The sequence below is a fragment of the Micromonospora sp. WMMD956 genome, from assembly GCF_029626125.1.
GTDB lineage: Bacteria > Actinomycetota > Actinomycetes > Mycobacteriales > Micromonosporaceae > Micromonospora > Micromonospora carbonacea.
On sequence record NZ_JARUBI010000005.1, the window covers coordinates 5,957,765 to 5,978,112 of the forward strand.

Sequence of the window (20,348 nt, forward strand, 5' to 3'; positions counted from 1 at the left end):
ATGACCGACGCCGACAGCACCCTCGACCAGCTCGTCGCGCTGCTGCTGCGCCGCCAGGGCAACCCGGTCGACTCGATCGGCCCCGACGACCGGCTGGTCGACCTGGCGGTCGACTCGATCGACATGGCGTACCTGATGTCGCACTTCGAGCGCCAGCACGACGCCGACTTCGCCGACGAGGACTTCGAGCTGAGCCGGTACGTCACGGTGGGCGACCTGGCCAAGGCGATCGACGCGCGGATCAATGGCTGAGGGCGCGACGCGGACCCGCCGCCCCCCGGTCATGGACCCGGGGCTGTCGCTGGGCTGGGACGACGGCCCCCTGGACGGGCTGAGCTGCCTGCTGCGCTGCGTCGAGTCGGCGCTGCGCGCCGAGGGCTTCGACAACCGGGAGATCGCCCAGGCCCTCGCCGTGCCGCTGGACCTGCGCGGCGACCGGCGCAAGTCCTCCTGGTTCCGGCACGGCCGGCTGGACTGGCGCAACGCGGTCGACGGCCACGAACACTGGGACGAGTTCACCGCGCTGGTCGCCGCCGGCACCCCGTGCGTGCTGATGCCCGACCGCTACTACTGGCCCGGCGACGAGTTCGAGGGGGTCGCGCACTTCCTCGACCACATGGTGCTCGCCGTGGCGTACGACGGCGAGGTGCTGGAGGTGCTGGACACCGACGCGCCGCCGGCCGACGGGTACCGCCGCCGGATCCCGGTCACCCCCGACGTGGTCCGGGGCTGCTGCCGGTTCGCCACCGTGCACTTCACCCCGCCCCGCGACGACGCCGCCGCGCTGCGCGCCACGCTGCTGGAGCCGACCGCCGCGGCGCTGGCCGAGGACCTGCCGGCGCTGCGCGCCGTCGCCCGGCGCTGGCGGCGCGACGGCCTGACCGGGCCCGCCGCCCGGGCCCTGCACGTGGTCGTGCTGGGCGCGGTCCAGCCGTCGCTGTTCCTCAGTGGCCTGGCCGTCGAGCAGGCGTACCCGGCGCTGGCCGCCGAGCTGCTCGCCGCGTCCCGCGCGGCGCAGAAGCTCGGCCGGACCCTCATCGGCGCGCACCGCTGGGCGGGCGCGCAGGCCGACGACACCTCCGTGTACGCCCCGGTGCTCGGCGTCTTCGAGGCGTGCGAGGCGGCCCTGGCCCGGCTCAGCGACGAGCTGCACCGCCAGCTCGACCTGCCGACGCCGGACCCCGGGGCCGGCGGCGACGACGAGGGGATCTGGCGGCGGATCCTGCGCAACCAGGCGTGGTGCTACGCCGACCGGGTCGCGCCCGCCGACCAGCACCGGGACGAGGAGAGGAACCGATGACCGGAGAAGGCCCACTCGACCTGAGCCAGTCGCAGGCGCTGCGGCGGCGCGCCGTGGCCGTCGACGCGACCCTCGCCTACGAGGGTTACGTGCTGGCCCGCGACCGCCTCGTCGACGGCGCGTACCCGCTGTACGGCGAGCGCGCCAGCGGCGCGCACATCTGGGACGTCGACGGCAACCGTTACCTCGACCTGATCCTGGCCTACGGCACGATCATCCTCGGGCACGCCGACCCGGTGGTCACCGAGGCGGTCCTGCGGGAGATCCGCGACGGCTTCGCCATCACGCTGCGCAAGCGGGTGCAGGTGGAGCTGGCGGAGCTGCTGACGGCGGTGATCCCGCACGCCGAGAAGGTCTTCCTGCTCAAGACCGGCTCGGACGCCACCAGCGCCGCCGTCCGGCTCAGCCGCGTGCACACCGGGCGGACCAGGGTGATCCGCTGGGGCTACAACGGCTGGCACGACTGGTGCGCCACCCGCCCCGGCGGGGTGCCCACCGAGGCGCAGGCCGTGGTGGACAGCTTCGACTACAACGACCTGGACAGCCTGCGGGCCGCCTTCGAACGCCACCCCGGCGAGGTCGCCTGCCTGCTGATGATGCCCTTCGAGGTGGACCCGCCGGCCCCCGGCTTCCTGGCCGCCGCGGCGGAGCTGGCCCACGAGCACGGCGCGCTGTTCGTCCTCGACGAGATGCGCTCCGGCTTCCGGATGGCCCCCGGCGGCGCGCAGGAGCGCTACGGCGTGCGGGCCGACCTGGTGACGTTCAGCAAGGCCATGGCCAACGGCTACCCGATCTCCGCCCTGGTGGGCCGCGAGGAGGTGATGCGGGCCGTCGGCGAGGTGCACATCAGCTCGACGTTCCACGTCAACGGCGCCGAGATGGCGGCGGCGGTCGCCACCATCGGCCAGCTACGCGACGGCGCGATCCTCACGCACGTCGAGCGCCTCGGCGAGCGGCTCCAGGCGGGGCTGGCCAAGCAGCTCGCCGAGCACGGCCTGCCCGGCCGGGTGCTGGGCGTGCCGCAGATGCCGTTCCTGCGCTTCACCGACCCCGACGAGGCGGCGCGGGGCCGGGCGCACGACGCGTTCTACACCGAGACGACCCGGCGGGGCCTGCTGCTGCACCCCAACCACCACTGGTACGTCTGCGGCGCGATGACCGACGAGGACGTGGACGCCGCGCTGGAGGCGACCGCGTCCGGCTTCCGCGCCGCCGAGGCGGCCGCCCATGGCTGAACCGGGCCGGCAGGAGGTCGTCCGCCGCGTCCGCGAGCTGCTGGCGCGCTACCGCGATCCGGCGCAGGTCGACGGCCTCGGCGACGACGAGCCGCTGGCCGTCCTGGGCATCGACTCGGTCACCCTGATCACCGTCGCCGCCGAGCTGCACCAGCGGTGGGACGTCACCATCGCCGACGACGCCGTGCTCGACCCGGCGGCGTCGGTGGCGTCCCTCGCCGCCGCGGCCGTCGCCCCCGGCGGCGCGGGCGACCGCACCGGCGGCCGGCTCGACGTGGTCGGGATGGGCGTGGTGGCCCCCACCGGCCTCGGCGTGCCGGCCCTGTGGGACGGCCTGCTGGCCGAGCGGGCGCACCGGCTGCCCATGCCGTACGACGCCGCGCGCGGCCACCGGGCCGGCGCGGTGGCCGGCGCGTCCGCCGCCGAGGTGGTGGCCCCGGACCGCCTGCTCGACCTGGTCTGCCTGGCCGCCGGGGAGGCGCTCGGCGGGCTGGACCCGGGCCGGCGGGCCGGCGTCACGCTCGTCGTCGGCACCACCGACACCGGCGGCAACGCCCTCGGCCACGCCCTCGCCGGCGCGGGCGACGACCAGTCGGCGCTGGCCGGGTGGGTCGCCGAGCGCGCCGCCGAGCAGCTCGGCCTCGGCGCGGCCGTCACCGTGGGCAGCGCGTCGGCCTCCGGGGCGGTGGCGCTCGGCTACGCCCGCGACCTGCTGCTCGCCGGCGACGCCGAGGAGGCGCTGGTCGTCGGCGCGGACACGGTGTCGAAGTCCGCGTTCCACGGGCTGGCCGCCCTGCGCACGCTCGGCGTGGACGGCTGCCAGCCGTTCCACGAGGCCCGGCGGGGCATCGCGCTGTCCGAGGCCGCCGCCGCCTGCCTGCTGCGCCGGCCGGTGCCCGGCGACGACGCCGTGCTCGGCCGGCTGGCCGGCTACGGGGCGAGCAGCTTCACCACCCACATGGCGGCCCCCGAGTCCGCCGGGATCGAGCTGGCGCTGCGTCGCGCGCTGGCCGCCGCCGCCCTCGCGCCGGGCGACGTCTCGTTCGTCAACGCGCACGGCCCCGGCACCAAGCTCGGCGACGTGGCCGAGATGCGGGCGCTCGCGGACGTCTTCGGCGACCGGGTCCGGACGCTGCCGATCAACAGCGTGAAGGGCCTGCTCTGGCACTGCCAGGGCGCGGCCGGGGTCATCGAGTCGCTGGCGTGCCTGCTGTCGCTGCGCCACGGGACGCTGACCCCGACGACCGCGGCCGAGCCCGTCGACCCACAGTGGAGGGAGTTCGACATCGTGACGAAGCCCCGGGAGCTGGCCGACGCCCGGTCGGCCGTCTCCGTCTCCTGCGGCCTGGGCGGCGTCAACACGGCGGTCGTCTGGGAGCGGGCATGAGCACGGGCGCGGGCACGGCGGCCGGGGTGGGCACGGCGGAGGTCGGCGCGGCGACCGTGACGACGGTGCGGCTGGCCGCCGGCGGCAGCGACCGGTTCGCCCTCGACGAGGCGGCGCGCAACCGGGCCCGGGGGCGCGCCGGCTGGCCCGCCGAGCCCGAGCTGACCCGGGTCGTGGTCGACCGGTTCACCGACGTCGTCGGCCGGGCCGTGGCGGCCGCCGGGCTGGACGCCGCCGCCCGCCGGGAGACCGAGATCGCGGTGGGCACCCTCTACGGCATGGCCCGCGTCGGCGAGGTCATGCACGAGCAGCTCGACGAGGCCGGGCCGAAGTGGCTCGCGCCGGAGATGTTCGTCTACTACTCGCCGCACTCGCTGGTGTCGGCGGCGGCGGTGGCGCACGGGCTGGGCGGCGCGGCGACGACGCTGCTCGGGCGCGACGGCGGGATGCAGGCCCTCCTGCACGCGGTGCGCCGGCTGGCCACCGGCCAGGCCGACACGGTGCTGGTCGGGGCGTACGAGGCGCTGACCCCGTTCGCGGACGCGGCGCTGGACCGGCTCGGCGTGCCGCACCACGCGCAGTTCGGCGACGTGGCGGCCGTGCTGCTCGGCCGGGAGGCGGCCGGGGCCGCCGGTGACGGCCGCCGGTTGTCGCTGGCCCGGGGCGTGGCGTCCGGCCGGGCGCTGCCCGACGTCCTGGACGCGGCCGGCGTCGACCCGGCCGCCGTCGCCGACGTGCGGCTGTGCGGCGCGACCGTCGCCGTCCAGCAGGCCGCCCGCGCCGAGTTCGGCGCGGCGTTCCCCCGCGCCCGGACGTGGGTCGGCGGGGCGTCCTCGCCCGCCGTCGGGCCGGTGTGCGCGCTCGCCGAGGCGGTCGCCCCGCCCGCCGCCGCGACGGAGCCGGCAGCCGCCGAGGGGGAGGCCGCCGGCCGGGCCGTGGCCGTCGTGGCCGGCCGGCCCGGGGCGTGGGACGTGGTGCTCGCCCGATGAGCGGCCCGCCCACCCTCGCCGCCGCGCTCGCCGAGGTGGCGGGCCCGCATCCGCACCGCCCGGCGGTCGTCGTCGGCGACCGGACGCTGACCTACGCCGAGCTGCTGCGGCGGGCGGAGCGGCTCGCGGCGGGGCTGACCGGCCGGGCCGCCACCGTCGCGCGGTGCGCCGCCGACGTCGCGGTGACGGTCGTGGCGGCCACGATCGCGGACGTGCCACTGCTCGTCGGCGACGCCCGGGCCGCCGACGACGAGCGGGACCGGGCCCGGTCGCTGTTCCGCGCCGACCGGCTCGTCACCGGCGACGGCGACCGGCTCACGGTCGGCCGGCTCACGGTCGAGGCGCTCACGGTCGCCGGGTCGGCAGGGCTCGACGGGGCCGACGGATCCGCCGCCGGGGCCGCCGGGCGACCCGGCGTGCCCCGCGACGGCGGGCCGCCCGCCCACCCCGGCGGGGACGGGCCCGCCGGGCTGGGACTGTCCACCTCGGGCAGCGAGGGCTGGCCGAAGTGCGTGGAACGGCCCTGGCCGGCCGTGACGGCCAACGCGCGGGCGTTCGCCGCCGCGCTGGAGCTGTCCCCCGGCGAGGTGGTCGCCTGCACGACCCCGCCGCACCACAGCTACGCCCTGTGCGGCGGCATCCTCACGACGCTGCTGGCCGGCGGCACGTACGTGGCGCTGGACCAGCGGCCGGGCCCCCGCACGGTGGCCGACGCCGTCGACGGGCACCGGGTGGCGGTGCTGCTGTCCGTGCCGCTGCTGTACCGGTGGTTCTCGACCGCCGGCCTCGCCACCCGGCACCGGCCCCGGCTGTGCGTCTCGGCGGGCGCGCCGCTGCCGCCGGAGGACCGCCGGCGGTGGGCGGAGTCGGTGGGCTGGCGCATCGGCGAGCACTACGGCACCTCCGAGCACGGCATGCTGACCCTCGACACCGAGTCGGTCGCCGGCTCCGTCGGCCGGCCGGTCGCCGGGGTGACGCTGACCGTCGACCCCGTGCCCGGCCCCGGGGACGTCCTCGTGGCCTGCGCCGGCCCGGCGACCCGCGTCCACCACGCCGGCCCGCCGGCCGACCGGGCCGGCGACACGTCCCGGCCGGCCGGCGACGGGCCGCAGCCGACCGGCGACGTGGGCCGGCTCGACGCCGACGGGCGGCTGCACCTGCTCGGCCGCCGGGGCGGCACGCTCAACGTCGCCGGCAACAAGGTGCCGGCCGCCGAGGTCGAGGACGCGCTGCGGGCGTTCCCGGCCGTGCGGGACTGCGCGGTCGTCGGCGCGCCGGGACCCGACGGCGGGCAGGAGGTCGTGGCGTTCGCCGAGACCGTCGGCGAGCTGGACCACCGGGCGCTGTACGCGTTCCTGCACGGGCGGCTGGCCGCCTACAAGGTGCCCGCCCGGGTGGTCGTCGTCGACCGGCTGCCCCGCAACGTCAACGGCAAGCTGCTGCGCTCCGAGCTGCTGCGCGGGCTGGCCGCCGGCACCTGGCGCTGACCCGCGCGGGCTCGCCGGTCAGCGCAGCAGCGCCGCGAACGACTCCGCGAGGTCGGACTCGGCGCGCAGCCGGGCGAGGCTGTCCCGGGCGTAGCCCGCCCGCTGCGCCAACGTGGCGTCGGCGAGCGCCTCCTCGATCGTGGCCGCCAGGTCGGCCGCCGGCACGACCGGGTCGTCGGTGGCCCCGGAGTGCCGGTTGACGTAGCGGATCCGGCCGTCTTTCTCGACCTCGGTGGTGCGCGCCACCAGGCCCGCGCCGTGGTCGGCCAGGAACTGCCGGCCGTTGGCCTCCTGCTCGCTCATGAACGGCAGGACCACCTGCGGCTTGCCGTGCAGCAGGCCGGCGAGCACCGTGGAGTAGCCGCCGTGGTTGACCACCAGGTCCGCCCAGCCGATCGGCCCGGTGATGCCGGTGAAGCCGCCCAGCTCCACGTTCGGGTAGCGGTGCAGCCACTCGCGGGCCGCGAACCCCGCCGACAGGAACACCGACAGGCCGGGCCGGTCGCACGCGGCCAGCACCTCCCGCAGCGCCGTGTCGGCCACCATCCCGCCGCTGCCGATGGAGACGTACACCCGGCGGGTGCCGGCGGTGGCGCGCGGCACGTACGGCGCGCCGGGCGGATCCCAGTACAGCGGGCCGACGTACGTCGGGCCCGACCGGCCGGGCGGGGCGGGCGGCGGCGGCTCCACCTCCGGCGCGCTCGGCACCACCGTCAGGTCGCCCCACAGCAGCTCGGGGACGCTGCCGACCGGGTCGAGCCCGTGCTCGGTGGCGACCGCGTCGAGGGCGTCCAGGGCGCTCGGGTGCGGCAGCAGCGTCGTCGGGTCGGCGGCGCTCCACGGCATCCACGCCAGCGGGTCGGGGCTGAGGAAGTCGGTGTCGGCGATCGACACCAGCGGCAGGCCCCGCAGCCGGGCGGCGAGCACCGCCGTGGGCTGCATGTCGGTGACCACCACGTCGGGCCGGTACTCGTCGATCGCGGCCAGGTCCCGCCGCAGGTGCTCGGCCAGCACCGACCGGCGGTAGTAGCGCGCGGTCACCGCGTAGACGCGTTCCACGTTGGCGAACGGCAGGAACGCCGGGACCCGCTTCGGCGCGCCGTCCGGGGCCGGCTCCCCGATCATCCGGTAGCCGCCCTCGGCGACCATCCGGGGCACCCCGGACGGGCCGAAGGCGCACTCGAAGCGCCCGTGCAGCCGGGCGGCGGCGGCGAGCGCCCGGCCGGTGTACCCGGCGCCGCCGCCGGCCGACCAGGGGCAGAAGAGGACCTTGCGGGTCATGGGAGCAGCGCCTCCAGTCCACGGGGATGGTCGAGGGAGTGCACGGCGTCGGCGGGCAGGTCCCGGCGCAGCACCTTGCTCAGCGTGCGGCCCGGCCCCGCGTCGACCAGCAGGTCGACGCCCGCGTCCCGGGCGGTGGCCAGGCACTGCCACCAGCGCACCGGGGCCAGCATGTGCCGGTGCAGGTCGGCCCGGATCTCCGCGACGTCGCGGCTGGCCCGCCCGGTGGTGTTCAGCACCACCGGGACGCGGGGCTCCCGCAGGTCGGCGGCGGCCACCAGGGGGGCGAACCCGGCGTCGGCCGGCGCCATCAGGGGCGAGTGCGCGGCCAGGGCGATCGCGAGGGGCACCACCCGCTCCGCGCCCGCCGCCACGGCCCGCTGCGAGACGGCGGCGACGGCCGGGGCCGCGCCGGAGACGACCACCTGGTCGGGGCCGTTCACCGCCGCGACCGACACGGCGTCGTCCCCGGCCGCGCGGACCAGGTCGGCGACGGTGGGCTCGGACAGCCCGATGAGGGTCGCCATCGCGCCGTCGGCGGCCAGGCTGGCCCGGTGCATCAGCTCGCCGCGCCGGGCCACCAGGTCCAGCGCGGCGGGCGCGGACAGCGCCCCGGCCGCCGCGAGGGCGGTGAAGTGGCCGAGGCTGTGCCCGGCCACGCACACCGGCGGGTGTTCCGCGCCGCGCCGCGCCGCCTCCTCGACCAGGGCGTACCAGCCGGCGAGGCCGGCGAGGAACACCGCCGGCTGGTTCCAGTCCGTCCGTGCCTGGTCGGTGCGCTCGGTGTGGAAGCAGATCTCGCGCAGCGGCAGGCCGGTGCGGGACTCCGCCAGGTCGAACAGGTCCCGCACGGCGGGGGAGGCGTCGTGGAAGCGCTGGGCCATGCCGGGGAACTGCGCGCCCTGGCCGGGGAAGAGCAGCGCGTACCGGGGGGCCGTCACGCGCTCATCCCCCCGTCGACGGCGAGGACCTGCCCGGTGACGTAGGAGGCCCCGGGGGAGGCGAGGAACGCGATGGCGGCGGCCACCTCGGCGGGCGTGCCGGCCCGGCCCATCGGCGTCTGCGCCAGGATCGCCGCGCGGGCCGGGTCGCCGCCCTGCGCGCTCATCGCCGACGGCACGTAGCCCGGTGCGACCGCGTTGGCGGTGACCCCGAACCGGGCGGTCTCCCGGGCCACCGACTTGACCAGCCCCACCAGCCCCGCCTTCGCGCTGGCGTACGCCGCCTGGAACGGCCAGCCGCGCAGCCCCGCCACGGACGTGGTCACCACGATCCGGCCGTGTCCCCGGCCGGTCATGTCGGGCAGCACGCCCCGGATGAGCAGCATCGCGGCGGTCAGGTTGACCGCGAGGGTGGCCGACCAGTCGTCGGCGCGCACCCGGGCCACCGGGGCGGGGCGCAGCACCGCCGCGTTGCTGACCAGCACGTCCACCGGTCCGGCCCGGCGCGCCGCCGAGAGCACGGCCGCGACCCCCGCGTCGGTGCCGACGTCGGCCCGCACGGTGGCGACGCCGGCCGTGTGCGGCGTCAGCTCGGCCGCGAGGCGCTCGGCGGCGGCCTCGTCGCGGTGGTAGTGCAGCACCAGCGTCACGTCGGGCCCGGCCAGCGCGTGCGCCACCGCCTGCCCGATCGCCCCGGTCGCGCCGGTGACGAGGACGGTGCGCCGGGTCATGCCGACGGTCCGCCGTGGCAGCGCCGGAGCACGCCGACCCACTGCCGCATCAGGTGGGCCATCTGGTGGACGAAACCGCGCAGCTCGTGGGTCCACACCCGGCCGGTCATCGCCTCGACGGCGTCCTGGAGCTGGTACGACAGCGACACGTACGCCTCGGCGTAGGTGTCGCCGTCGAGCTTGGCGTCGTGCAGCCAGCCGAGCACGTCCTCCAGGACCGCGATCGCGGTGAGTTCCTGTTGCAGGTCCCGCAGCAGCAGGTGCTCGTTGCGGGTGTGTTGGGCCAGCGGGTCGCCGAACCGCACGGCGTGCCCGAGCCGCTTCGCGCACGCCTGCACGAAGTAGCCGCTGAAGATGTCGGCGTACCGGTCGATCTCCTGGCCGTGGTGGCGGTAGCCCATGCGCGGGAAGTAGTAGGCGGGGATGGCGTCGCGGTGCACGGCGGTGTTCTGCGAGTTGACCGGCGCCCAGGTGTCGGTGTCGCAGACCAGGGCCGGCGCGGGCATGGCGGTCACCTCGGGCCGCACGGCGATGCGGGTGATCGCGTCGACGTCGGGGTCGCCCAGCCACAGCCCGGCGTTGATCCGCACGTCGACCGTCTCGGTGCGCTCCGAGGTCGGGGTGGGGTTGCGGTGCGCGTACGGGAAGCCGCGCGGGTAGACCGGCATCGGCGCGACGGTGAGCTGCCCGCACGGGTTCCACCAGCCGGAGGCGGCGGTGACGACCCGCGCGGGCCGGAGGCCGGCGGCCACGATCGCGTGGGCGGTGAGGAAGCCGTCGTCGACGGGGAAGTTGTCGTCGTCGACGGAGACGAGGAAGTCGGCGTCGGACTGCCAGGACAGCAGGTAGCCGACGTTGCGCCGGTTGTCGGAGTCGTAGGGCACCAGGGTGGGCGCGCCCAGGTCGGCCAGGAGGGCGTCCTGCTCGGCGACGGTCGGGCAGACGACGTGCAGGCCGTCGCGGCGGGCCCGCTCGACGTTGTCGAACAGGGCGGCGGGCGTCTTGCGGTCGGGGATGACGACGATCCGCACCCGCTGGTGCGCGTCGGCCGCGCCGAGCAGCGTCCGGTACGCCGACAGGAACGCCTCGCCGTCGCCGATGGTCGTCATCACGACGTCGACGCGGGGCAGTGGCTCGTTCATCGGACTCCTTCTGTGGAGGCAACGGGGGTGAGCAGCCGCAGCACCGCGTCGAGGGCGGCGCTGCCGCCGAGGTCCGCCACGACCGCGTCCGCGCCCGCCGCGCGCAGCTCGTCGGGCGGGGTGGCCCCGGTGGCGACGGCGAGGCAGGGCAGGCCCGACGCGTGCGCCGCCGTGACGTCCTTGGCGGTGTCGCCGACCAGCACGCCGGGCCCGTGGCCGCCGAGCGCGGCGACCCCGGCGGCCACCACGTCGTCGCGGTCGCGGGCGGCGTCGCCGAAGCCGCCGTCGCGCAGCAGGTCCGCCAGGCCGGTGCGCCGCATCTTCCAGCGGGCCACCGACCGGGCGTTGCCGGTGCTCATGCCCAGCGGGCAGCCGTGGCCGCGCAGCGCCTCCAGCAGGGCCCGGCAGCCGGGGAGCAGGTCCCCGACGCCCGTGCCCCCGTCGGCCGTGGACCCGCCGATGCGCGCGGCGAGGGCGTCCATGACCTGCCGGGTGAGCTGCGGGAGCCGGCCGGCGGGGACGCCGTGGTGACGCAGCGCCGCGTGCACCGTGCCGGCGTCGGTGAAGCCCGCCAGGTCGATGTCGGCGTAGAAGAGCTGGCCGCCCTCGTAGCGGAACTCCTCGGCGACGCCGCAGACGTCGGCGATGGCGGCGGCCATCGTGGCCATGTGGAGGCGCTGCACCGGCGCGCCGGGCCGGATGAGCGTGCCGTCGAGGTCGAACAGGACGAAGCCCGGGTGCGTCATGCCGGCGTCGCGGCGCCCCGCGCGGCCGCGACCTCGCCCGCGATCCACCGGTACGTGACGGCGAGGCCCTCCTCGAGGGTGATGCGGGGGGTCCAGCCCAGCACCTGCCGCGCCAGCGTGTTGTCGGAGTTGCGCCCGCGCACCCCCTGCGGGCCGGCGACGTGGCGCAGGCGCAGGTCGTCGCGGCCGGCCGCCGTCATCACCAGGGCGGCCAGCTCGTCGATGGTCACCAGGCGGTCGGAGCCGATGTTCACCGGCTCGCCGTGGTCGCTGCGCATCAGCCGGTAGGTGCCCTCGACGCAGTCGTCGACGTAGCAGAACGACCGTGTCTGCCGGCCGTCGCCCCAGATCTCCACCTCGCCGCCGGGGGCCGCCTCGGCGACCTTGCGGCACAGCGCGGCGGGGGCCTTCTCCCGCCCGCCGTCCCAGGTGCCGTAGGGGCCGTACACGTTGTGGTAGCGGGCGATGCGGACGTCCAGGCCGTACTGCTCGGCGTAGTAGACGCAGAGCCGCTCCGCCATCAGCTTCTCCCAGCCGTAGGAGTCCTGCGGGCCGGCGGGGAAGGCGTCCGTCTCGCGCAGCGGCCGCACGTCCGTCTTCGTCTGCGCGTACTCGGGGTAGATGCAGGCGGACGAGGCGAGGAAGTAGCGCTGCGCGCCGGCCAGCCGGGCCGCCTCGACGGTGTGCAGGTTGATCAGCGCGTTGTTGCGCAGGATCGTCGCCGGGTCCTTCGAGATGAAGCCCATGCCGCCCATGTCGGCCGCGAGGGCGTACACCTCGGTGACGCCGTCGCAGGCCCGCCGGCAGACCTCCGGGTCGCGCAGGTCGCCCACGACGAAGTCGTCGGCGGTCGTGGCGCGGAACTCCGGCGGCCGCAGGTCGGCGCCGCGGACCCACCAACCCTGGGCCTGGAGGTACGTCACCAGGTGGCCGCCGATGAAGCCGCCGGCTCCGGTGACGAGTGCGCGTCTGGTCATGGGACAACCCTTCAGTCAGGTGGCGGTACGTCGCCGGGGCCGGTGCAGCCCCGCCCGACGGGTCGGAGCGTCGGCGCGCTCCCCGGGCCGGAGCCCGGCGGGCCGCGCGTTACGGCGTCGCCTCGACCGGCGGCTCGAACGACCGGGTGCGGACGGACCGCTCCGCCGCCATGGCCAGCGCCAGCGCCGCGTACGAGTCGCGCCAGGTGCCCGCCCGGTGATCCGGTTCGGCGCCCCGGGCGGCGGCGACGAACGCGTCGATCTGGGCGCGGTACGCGGCGGCGAAGCGGTCCCGGTAGTCGCGGTGGCGGGGGTGCCGGTCGGGGCCCTGCTCGGTGACCTGCCGCATCGGGGTCCGCTCGTCGAGCCCCACGGTCAGGCAGTCCCGCGAGCCGAGCACCTCGATGCGGACGTCGTAGCCGAGCGGGCTGTGCCGCCCCGCCGTGAGCACGGCGACCCCGCCGCCCTCGACGCCCAGCGTCGCCGCCACCGCGTCGTAGTCGTGCAGCTCGGCCAGCTCGGGCACGGCCAGCACGTCCCCGATCGCGGCGACGCCGCTGACCTCCCGGCCGGTGAGCCACCGCACCATGTCGAAGTCGTGCAGCATCAGGTCGCGGAAGATGCTGCCCGAGGCGGCGAGGCGTTCCAGCGGCGGCCAGGCGGCGTCGTGGGAGAACATCCGCACCGTGTAGACGGTGCCGAGGCCGCCGTCGGCGATCCGGTCGCGCAGCGCGCTGAACCCGGCGTCGAAGTGGCGCTGGAAGCCGATCCACAGCGGGGTGCCGCCGTGGTCGGCGGCGAGGCCCAGCTCCCGGGTCCGGTGCAGGTCCAGCGTCAGCGGCTTCTCGCAGAACGTGGGCAGCTTGCGCTCCAGCGCCAGCGCGACCAGCGCGTCGTGGCTCTCCGTCGAGGAGGTCACCACCACCGCCTCCGCGCCGTCGAGGAGCCGCTCGACGTCGTCGCACGCCTCGCCGTCGACCTGCGCCGCCAGCGCCGCCGCCTGCCCGGCGCGCACGTCGTGGCAGGTCAGCGCCACGTCGTCGGAGGCCGCCAGGTGCCCGGCGTACATCCGGCCGATCTGGCCGCACCCGACGAGGCCCACCCGCAGCCGCCGCGCCCGGCTCACGACCGCGCCCCGGCGGTGTCGCGCGCGCCCCGGACCAGCCGGCCCGGCTGCGCGCCGGTGTGCTCGCCGTCGACGAACGTCACCTCGCCGGAGACCAGCGTGGCCCGGTAGCCGTCGGCCCGCTGGATCAGCCGGCCGCCGCCGGCCGGCAGGTCGTGCACGAACTGCGGGGGCCGCAGCGCGAGGTTGTCGAAGTCGATGACGTTGACGTCGGCCTTGAACCCGGGCCGCAGCAGCCCCCGGTCGCGCAGCCCGTACAGGGCGGCCGTCTGCCAGGTCTGCTTGTGCACGACGAACTCCAGCCCGAGCCGTTCGCCGCGCGAGCGGTCCCGGGCCCAGTGGGTGAGCTGCGACGTCGGGGTGCTCGCGTCGCAGATCAGCCGGCAGTGCGCGCCGGCGTCGCTGAGCCCGACCACGCAGTGCGGTTCGCGGAGCATCTGGTGGATCGGGTCGAGGCTGAACTCGCTGTAGCCGAGCAGCGGCCGCAGGAAGGTCTGCGTGCCGTCCCCGGCGACGAGCAGGTCGTACATGACCTCCTCGCAGTCGCGGCCGGCGCGGGCCGCGATGGCGGCGACGCTGTCCTCGCGGCCGGGCTCGTAGTCGGGTTGCCGGCCGAACGGGAAGTACTTCTCGTAGTCCTCCGGGAAGAGGTGCGCCCGGGGGTTGACGCTGGCCGGGGCCTCGGCCAGGATCCGTCGCCGGATCTCGGGGTCGCGCATCCGGGCCACCCGCTCGGCCAGCGGCAGGTGCGCCAGCTGCTCCTGGTAGGTGGGGCGGCGCTTGAATGGGTGGGTGCTCTCCAGGCCCACGATGACGCTGAACGGCCGCCCGGCGATCTGCGGGCGCAGCTGCGCGCCCTCGGTCTCGTTGGCCCGGCGGGCCATGTCGACGATCTCCCGCCACAGGTGCGGCTCGTGGTCGTTCTGGAACAGGCCGAACGTGATCGGCCGGCCGACCTGCGCGGAGAGCCGCCGCATCCACTTGACCTCGCGGAACTGGTCCTCCATCGGCTCGCCGCCGGCCCCGGCGGGCACCAGCTGGAACACGCCGGTGCCCAGCTCGCCGAGCACCCCGCCGAGGGCGAACAGCTCGTCCTCGGCCGCGAACGTGCCGGGCACCGGCTCGCCGCTGATCGCCAGGTGGGTGGTCGTGCGGGAGGTGGAGAACCCGAGCGCCCCGGCGTGCATCGCCTCCCGGACGATGGCCGTCATCGCGGCGATGTCATCCGGCGTGGCCGGCTCGTTGGCGGCGCCCCGCTCGCCCATCACGTACGCCCGGACGGCGCCGTGCGGCACCTGGGCGCCGACGTCCATCACCCGGGACAGGCCGGCGACCGCCTCCAGGTATTCCGGGAAGCTCTCCCACGCCCACCGGATGCCCTCGGACAGCGACGCGCCGGGGATGTCCTCGACGCCCTCCATCAGCCCGATCAGCCACTCCCGGTTGGGCTTGGTCACCGGGGCGAATCCGACGCCGCAGTTGCCCATCACCACCGTGGTCACGCCGTGCCAGCAGGACGGCGTCAACAACGGGTCCCAGGTCACCTGGCCGTCGAAGTGCGTATGGATGTCGACGAATCCGGGAGTGACGATGCACCCGTCCGCGTCGATCTCGCGCCGGCCCCGGCCGGAAACCCTGCCGACCGCCACGATCCGCCCGTCGGAAATGGCGACGTCACCGGTCCGGGCGGCGTCTCCGGTGCCGTCCACGACCGTGCCGGACCGAACGACGACGTCATACATCGAGCAGGTGTCCTTTCTCGGCGGCGACGAAGACGAGGTTGTCGTATTCATACGATGACCTCGGTCGATGCGGTCGCGGCATTCCGTCGGACAGCTCGTAGGCCCGGTAGTCGTGGCCGACCATGAACTCGACGAGTTCCGCGCTGCGCGGCGCGCCCGGCACGTCGAGGTCGCCGACCTCCAGCGAGACCATCGGGCGCACCGTGCCCAGCAGGCGGCCCATGCCCTCCAGGACGTTCTTCTCGGCGCTCTCGGCGTCGATCTTCACCACGTCGGGCGTCAGCGCCCGCGCCGCGACGAACTCGTCGAGGGCGACCGCGGCGACCTCGTGCACGGTGGTGGCCACCCGCTGCCGCACCGCCGCGGGCAGCCGGGAGCGGTAGGCCGAGTTGTAGGGGCTGTAGCCGACACCGTGGTCGGTCAGCGACACCTTCCCCGGCGACGACCAGACCGCCGCCGGCACCGCCGTGACGTTGCCGAGGCCGGCCACGTTCTGCGCCAGCAGCGCGTACGTCCCGGGCGTGGGCTCGAACGACACCACCCGGCCGGACCCGCCGACGCAGCGCGCCGCCAGCACCGTGAAGTAGCCGAGGTGGGCGCCGACGTCGAGGAACGTCGCCCCGGTGCGCAGGTGGCGCAGCAGGAAGGCGCTCAGCTCGTACTCGATGAAGCCGTGCCGGCGGATCGCGATGGAGATCTCGTCGGGCAGCCGCACCCGCAGCCGGTCGCCCCAGAACGTGCGGCCGTGGGCCAGCCGGGCGTGGCCGCGGTGCCGCCAGCGGCGCAGCCGCGCCGTGGACGGGAACGCGGTGGGGTATGGCCGGCGCAGGAAGGACCGCACCGGCCGGCCGGCCGCCGCCGCGTGGCGACGCAGTTTCTCGGCGAGCGCCCGGCGTTGCGCATCCGTCACGGCAAAGGCCGAATCATGAGAGCCCCCGCAATGGTTCGTGGTTCGGTCGTGGCCTTCGATCGCCCTCGATGTCATGGCGAGGCCACCGTGTCGTCAGACCGCAGCGTACGTCAATGTCTTCGACCGGTCCAGAATTGATTTCCCAGTGCCGATGCGAGGCCCTTATACGACACGCGGAGAACGACTGGAAACCCCTATTGCCGGCCCCTGAGGACGGCCGGGCGCGCGCCCGGGATGTGCTACGTTGGCACGCGGCCGGTGACGGTACAGAAAGGGTGGCGGCCCGTGGGCGACGCCGAACAGGACGCGATCCTCACCAAGATCCGTGACGCGCTCTCGGGGCTGCCCGGCATCGCGGGCCTCGCCCTCGGCGGATCCCGCGCCCGGGGCACCGCCGACCGCAGGTCCGACGTGGACGTCGGCGTCTACTACCACCGCGACGGCCGGCCCGACGTCCGGGAGCTGAGCGCCGCCTTCGCCCGCATCGACGACAGCGGCGACGCCGGGTGCACCGGCTACGGCGAGTGGGGGCCGTGGATCAACGGCGGCGGCTGGCTCGTCGTCGACGGGGTGAAGACCGACGTCCTGCTGCGGGAGGTCGACCGCGTCCGCGCCGTCGTGCGGGCGTGCGCCGCCGGGCGGCCCGAGATCCACTACCAGCCCGGCCACCCGCACGGGTTCTGCACCGTGATCTACGCCGGGGAGCTGCACCACAACGTCGCGTTCCACGACCCGCAGGGCGTGCTCGCGCAGCTGCGCGAGCTCACCGACCCCTACCCCGAGCCGCTGGCGAAGGCCCTCGTCGGGCAGTTCGGCTGGGAGTCGCAGTTCGCCCTCCACACGGCGGTCACCGCCGCCGGCCGGGGCGACGTCGCGTACGTCACCGGCTGCGCCTACCGGGCCGTCGCCTGCCTCACCCAGGTGCTCTTCGCCACCGCCGGCCGCTACCTGGTCAACGAGAAGGGCGCGGTGGCGGAGGCGGCGACCTTCCCGACCACCCCGGCCGGGTTCCGCGGCGGCGTCGAGGCGGCGCTCGCCGCCCTCTCCGCCGACCCGGGCGACCTGACCCGCGCACTGCGGCTGCTGCGCGACGTGCGCGAGGAGGTCATGGCCGGTGCCGGGGGTTGAGGCCGGGCCCCGGGTCTGGATGGTCACCGGCGTGCCGGGGGCCGGCAAGTCGACGACCGCCCGCGCGCTGGCCCGCTCCGTGCCCCGGGGCGTGCACGTCGAGGGCGACGCGCTGCAACGGCTCATCGTCGCCGGCAGCCGGCCGCCGCAGCCGCAGCACGACGAGGAGGCCGAGCGGCAGATCCTGCTCAACGTCGGCAACCAGTGCCTGCTGGCGCGCTCGTTCCTCGCCGCCGACTTCCTGGTCGTCCTCGACTACGTGGTGACGTCCCGGCAGCGGCTGCGGCGCTACCTGGAGCTGCTGCACCCCGCGCCGCTGGGCTTCGTGATGCTCCGCCCCGACCTGGCCGTCGCGGCGGCGCGTGACGAGCTCCGCCCACACAAGACGGTCCTGCGCGGCTGGCTGCACCTGGCCGACGAGATGGCCGGCGAGCTGGCCGGCGTCGGCCTCTGGCTGGACAACGGCGACCTGACGGTCGACGAGACGATCGCGGCGATCCGCGCGCGGGCCGGCGAGGCCACCCTCACCCTCGACGCGCTCGACGCGCTCGACGGCCCCCGGGCGTCTCAGTTCCCGGCGCTCTCGTAGCGGCGCAGGCCCCGGCGGAACACGGCGACGGCGAGCAGCACGCACCAGGCCGCCACCACCGGCGTCAGCAGGCCCACCCACGCCAGCCGCCCGTGGTCGAGGAACGCCGACACCGGGAAGAAGCCGATGAACGCGAACGGCAGGGCGGTCGCCAGCACCGCCTGCAACCCCACCGAGTAGATGCTCAGCGGATATTTCGTCAGCTCACCGAGCTGGTCCAGGCCGGCGGCGAAGGTGTTGATCGCCCCCCGCAGCCAGAACGACGTGGAGTTGGCCACCACGGTCAGCGACACCTTGATCAGCAGCGCGCTCGGCAGCAGCACCGCCGCGAGCGCCACCCGCCCCGGCGTCCACGCCACGTCCAGGTGCGCCAGCGCGGTGCCGAGCAGCCCGCCGCCGACGGTCAGGTTGCCGAACGCGTTCATGCCCACCCGGCTGCTGCACACCTGCAACAGGCACGGGTACGGCCGCAGCAGCATCCGGTCCAGCTCGCCGCGGTTGATCAGGCCGGCCAGCCCCCACGTGCCCTCGGCGAGCAGCTCGCTGGCCCCCTGGGCGAGCACCATCATCCCGAAGATCAACACGACCTCCCACACCCCCCAGCCGTGGATGCGGGGGACCCGGGCGAAGATCGTCGCGATGAGCAGCAGCCCCGCGCCCTGGGTCAGCACGGCGGCGACCACCAGGATCCAGAAGTCGGCCTGGTATTCCAGGGTGGCCCGCAGGTGCGCGCCGAGGCAGCGCCGGTAGACGCGCAGGGTGTGCACCGGCTCAGCCCCCGTGCACGGTGAGCCGGCGGACCGCGACGTGCCACAGCCGCCGGGCCAGCCACCACAGCGCGACGATCCACAGCAGCTGCACCGCCACCGCCAGCGCGCCCGGCAACCCGGGGGAGCGGCCCAGGAACAGCATCGCCGGGGTGTTGGTGACGGCCTGGAACGGCAGCACCTCGGCGACGTGCCGCAGCCACGCCGGGAAGAACGCCAGCGGCACCGTGGCCCCGGACAGGATCCCGGAGACCGCCACCCGGGCCAGGCTGATGCCCAGGTAGTTCTGCGTCCAGAAGCAGAGCAGGCCGCACATGTAGACGATGAGGAACTTCAGCGGCACCACGGCGGCGAGGCTCGCCACGAACAGCGCGAGCCGCCCCGGCGGCGGCAGCGGCACCCCGCCGAAGGCCACCAGGACCACGGCGCACACGGTCGCCGCCGCCGCCGTCTCCAGCAGCGCGAAGCCCAGCGCCTCGGCGAACCGGCCCTTCTGGTAGTCCACCGGCTTGACCAGGTCGACGGCCACCGCCCCGCTGCGGATCCGCGAGGCCATCGCGAAGTCGGTGAACGTCGAGACCAGGCAGTTGGTGAAGAACGACACCAGCAGGTAGGCCTTCATCTGCGGCCAGGTGAAGCCGGCCAGCGAGTTGCCGTCGCCCAGCAGCGCCCGCCACAGCGCGAACATGGCGACCAGGTTGAACACCAGCATGGACAGGCTCATCAGGAACGGCACCCGGTAGGCCAGGGCGTTGCGCCAGGCGATCCGCGCCATGGCCCGGTAGGGCCGCATCAGCCGGCGCCGGTCAGGGCGGCCGGGGAGTCGCGCTCGTGCAGCCGGCGGATCAGGTCGGCGACCCCCTCGTCGTCGATGCGCAGGTCCCGCACCTCCACCAGCGCCATCACGGCGGCCGCGACCGCGCCCGCCGGGCGCAGCGTCCGGTCGAAGCGGACCACCAGGTCGCGCTCGCCGGCCCCGGTGTCCACCTCGGCGTCGGGCAGGCGCTCCCGGATCAGCTCCAGCGGCGCGGGCGCGGCCAGTTGGAAGCGCACCGTCGAGTGGCCCGCCAGGGTGTCGCGCAGGACGTCGACCGGGCCGTCGTGCCGGATCCGCCCCTCGTCGACGACGACGATGCGCCGGCACACCTCCTCGATGTCGCCCACGTCGTGCGTGGTCAGCAGGACGGTGGTGCCGTCGGCGACGAGCTGCCGCAGGAAGGCGCGCACCCGCTCCTTGACCGAGACGTCCAGCCCGATGGTCGGCTCGTCGAGGTAGACGATGCGCGGCTCGTGCAGCAGCGCGGCGGCGAGGTCCGCCCGCATCCGCTGCCCGAGCGACAGCTTGCGGGCCAGCACCGGCAGCAGCGGGCCGAGCTCCAGCACCTCGCAGAGCCGGTCCATCGACCGGCGGTAGTCGGCCGCCGGGATGCGGTACATGTCGCGCAGCAGCTCGAACGTGTCCTGCACCGGCAGGTCCCACCACAGCTGCGTGCGCTGGCCGAAGACCACCCCCACGTTGCGCGCGTTGGCGACCCGGTCCCGGTGCGGCACGACCCCGGCGACGCGCACCTCGCCCGCGGTGGGCACCAGGATGCCCGTCAGCAGCTTCACGGTGGTCGACTTGCCCGCGCCGTTCGGGCCGACGTACGCCACGGACTCGCCCTCGTCGACGCGCAGGTCGATGCCGTCGACGGCGCGGTGGACGTCGAACCGCCGGGTGACCAGGTGCCGGAGCGCGCCGGCCAGGCCCGGCGCCTTGCGTGGGCGGCGGAACTCCTTGACGAGGCCGGTGGCCTCGACCAGTGCGGCCGTGGGGGCCATGGCGCTGTGCTCCGATCTGACGGACGACAGGGGGCGCGGGCGACCGGCG

The 20,348-nt window shown here is 75.7% G+C and carries 20 protein-coding genes; 8 read left to right on the forward strand and 12 right to left on the reverse strand.

The features are described 5' to 3' along the window. Genes O7628_RS26095 through O7628_RS26120 form a run of 6 tightly spaced genes read left to right on the forward strand, consistent with a single transcriptional unit; the run spans position 1 to position 6,398 of the window. Positions 1-252, forward strand: a complete 252-nt coding sequence (locus O7628_RS26095; protein ID WP_074477913.1) for an acyl carrier protein — start codon at positions 1-3, stop codon at positions 250-252. Further along, entirely contained in the window at positions 245-1,300 is a 1,056-nt protein-coding gene (locus O7628_RS26100; protein ID WP_278134525.1) for a hypothetical protein, read from the forward strand. The genes O7628_RS26095 and O7628_RS26100 overlap by 8 nt, the downstream gene beginning before the upstream one ends. Continuing rightward, positions 1,297-2,535 (forward strand): aminotransferase class III-fold pyridoxal phosphate-dependent enzyme, encoded by a 1,239-nt coding sequence (locus tag O7628_RS26105; protein ID WP_278134527.1) that lies wholly within the window; start codon positions 1,297-1,299, stop codon positions 2,533-2,535. Before O7628_RS26100 ends, O7628_RS26105 begins: the two co-directional genes overlap by 4 nt. Then, on the forward strand, positions 2,528-3,922 hold the full coding sequence (locus O7628_RS26110; protein WP_278134529.1) for a beta-ketoacyl synthase N-terminal-like domain-containing protein: 1,395 nt from the start codon (positions 2,528-2,530) through the stop codon (positions 3,920-3,922). Before O7628_RS26105 ends, O7628_RS26110 begins: the two co-directional genes overlap by 8 nt. Next, a complete protein-coding gene (locus O7628_RS26115) occupies positions 3,919-4,911 on the forward strand; it encodes a beta-ketoacyl synthase N-terminal-like domain-containing protein (protein WP_278134531.1) in 993 nt (330 codons plus the stop codon). Before O7628_RS26110 ends, O7628_RS26115 begins: the two co-directional genes overlap by 4 nt. Continuing rightward, a complete protein-coding gene (locus tag O7628_RS26120) occupies positions 4,908-6,398 on the forward strand; it encodes a class I adenylate-forming enzyme family protein (protein ID WP_278134533.1) in 1,491 nt (496 codons plus the stop codon). The genes O7628_RS26115 and O7628_RS26120 overlap by 4 nt, the downstream gene beginning before the upstream one ends. An 18-nt stretch (positions 6,399-6,416) precedes the next feature. On the opposite strand, the gene O7628_RS26125 is transcribed toward O7628_RS26120, so the two are convergent. From O7628_RS26125 to O7628_RS26165, 9 genes are all read right to left on the reverse strand, one after another. Then, entirely contained in the window at positions 6,417-7,679 is a 1,263-nt protein-coding gene (locus tag O7628_RS26125; RefSeq protein ID WP_278134535.1) for a nucleotide disphospho-sugar-binding domain-containing protein, read from the reverse strand. Next, complete coding sequence (locus tag O7628_RS26130; protein WP_278134537.1) at positions 7,676-8,620, reverse strand: ACP S-malonyltransferase; 945 nt, start codon at positions 8,618-8,620, stop codon at positions 7,676-7,678. Before O7628_RS26130 ends, O7628_RS26125 begins: the two co-directional genes overlap by 4 nt. Next, positions 8,617-9,351, reverse strand: coding sequence for an SDR family NAD(P)-dependent oxidoreductase (locus O7628_RS26135; protein WP_278134539.1), 735 nt, complete (start codon positions 9,349-9,351; stop codon positions 8,617-8,619). Before O7628_RS26135 ends, O7628_RS26130 begins: the two co-directional genes overlap by 4 nt. Further along, the gene (locus O7628_RS26140; RefSeq protein WP_278134541.1) at positions 9,348-10,493 is read right to left on the reverse strand and encodes a hypothetical protein; all 1,146 of its coding nucleotides are present in this window, start codon (positions 10,491-10,493) and stop codon (positions 9,348-9,350) included. Before O7628_RS26140 ends, O7628_RS26135 begins: the two co-directional genes overlap by 4 nt. Next, positions 10,490-11,239, reverse strand: a complete 750-nt coding sequence (locus O7628_RS26145) for an HAD family hydrolase (protein WP_278134542.1) — start codon at positions 11,237-11,239, stop codon at positions 10,490-10,492. The genes O7628_RS26140 and O7628_RS26145 overlap by 4 nt, the downstream gene beginning before the upstream one ends. Continuing rightward, a complete protein-coding gene (locus O7628_RS26150) occupies positions 11,236-12,216 on the reverse strand; it encodes an NAD-dependent epimerase/dehydratase family protein (RefSeq protein WP_178064536.1) in 981 nt (326 codons plus the stop codon). The genes O7628_RS26145 and O7628_RS26150 overlap by 4 nt, the downstream gene beginning before the upstream one ends. A gap of 109 nt (positions 12,217-12,325) precedes the next feature. Then, the gene (locus O7628_RS26155) at positions 12,326-13,342 is read right to left on the reverse strand and encodes a Gfo/Idh/MocA family oxidoreductase (protein ID WP_218107418.1); all 1,017 of its coding nucleotides are present in this window, start codon (positions 13,340-13,342) and stop codon (positions 12,326-12,328) included. Then, positions 13,339-15,084, reverse strand: coding sequence for an amidohydrolase family protein (locus O7628_RS26160; RefSeq protein WP_278134546.1), 1,746 nt, complete (start codon positions 15,082-15,084; stop codon positions 13,339-13,341). Before O7628_RS26160 ends, O7628_RS26155 begins: the two co-directional genes overlap by 4 nt. Next, on the reverse strand, positions 15,077-15,994 hold the full coding sequence (locus tag O7628_RS26165) for an FkbM family methyltransferase (protein ID WP_278134548.1): 918 nt from the start codon (positions 15,992-15,994) through the stop codon (positions 15,077-15,079). The genes O7628_RS26160 and O7628_RS26165 overlap by 8 nt, the downstream gene beginning before the upstream one ends. A 285-nt stretch (positions 15,995-16,279) precedes the next feature. On the opposite strand from O7628_RS26165, the gene O7628_RS26170 reads away from it, so the two are divergent. Both O7628_RS26170 and O7628_RS26175 read left to right on the forward strand, forming a co-directional pair. After that, positions 16,280-17,122: a nucleotidyltransferase domain-containing protein gene (locus O7628_RS26170; RefSeq protein ID WP_278134550.1), complete on the forward strand. Its 843-nt coding sequence runs from the start codon at positions 16,280-16,282 to the stop codon at positions 17,120-17,122. Continuing rightward, the gene (locus O7628_RS26175) at positions 17,109-17,711 is read left to right on the forward strand and encodes an AAA family ATPase (protein WP_278134552.1); all 603 of its coding nucleotides are present in this window, start codon (positions 17,109-17,111) and stop codon (positions 17,709-17,711) included. Before O7628_RS26170 ends, O7628_RS26175 begins: the two co-directional genes overlap by 14 nt. Here O7628_RS26175 and O7628_RS26180 read toward each other — a convergent pair. The 3 genes from O7628_RS26180 to O7628_RS26190 are packed head-to-tail and all read right to left on the reverse strand — an operon-like array spanning position 17,690 to position 20,299. Continuing rightward, positions 17,690-18,478: an ABC-2 family transporter protein gene (locus tag O7628_RS26180; RefSeq protein ID WP_278134554.1), complete on the reverse strand. Its 789-nt coding sequence runs from the start codon at positions 18,476-18,478 to the stop codon at positions 17,690-17,692. The genes O7628_RS26175 and O7628_RS26180 overlap by 22 nt on opposite strands. Positions 18,479-18,482: 4 nt before the next feature. Continuing rightward, on the reverse strand, positions 18,483-19,271 hold the full coding sequence (locus tag O7628_RS26185) for an ABC-2 family transporter protein (RefSeq protein WP_074477938.1): 789 nt from the start codon (positions 19,269-19,271) through the stop codon (positions 18,483-18,485). Then, positions 19,271-20,299 carry an ATP-binding cassette domain-containing protein gene (locus tag O7628_RS26190; RefSeq protein WP_278134558.1) on the reverse strand — a complete coding sequence of 343 codons (1,029 nt, stop codon included), beginning with the start codon at positions 20,297-20,299 and terminating at the stop codon, positions 19,271-19,273. Before O7628_RS26190 ends, O7628_RS26185 begins: the two co-directional genes overlap by 1 nt. Between the last annotated feature and the right edge of the window lie 49 nt (positions 20,300-20,348).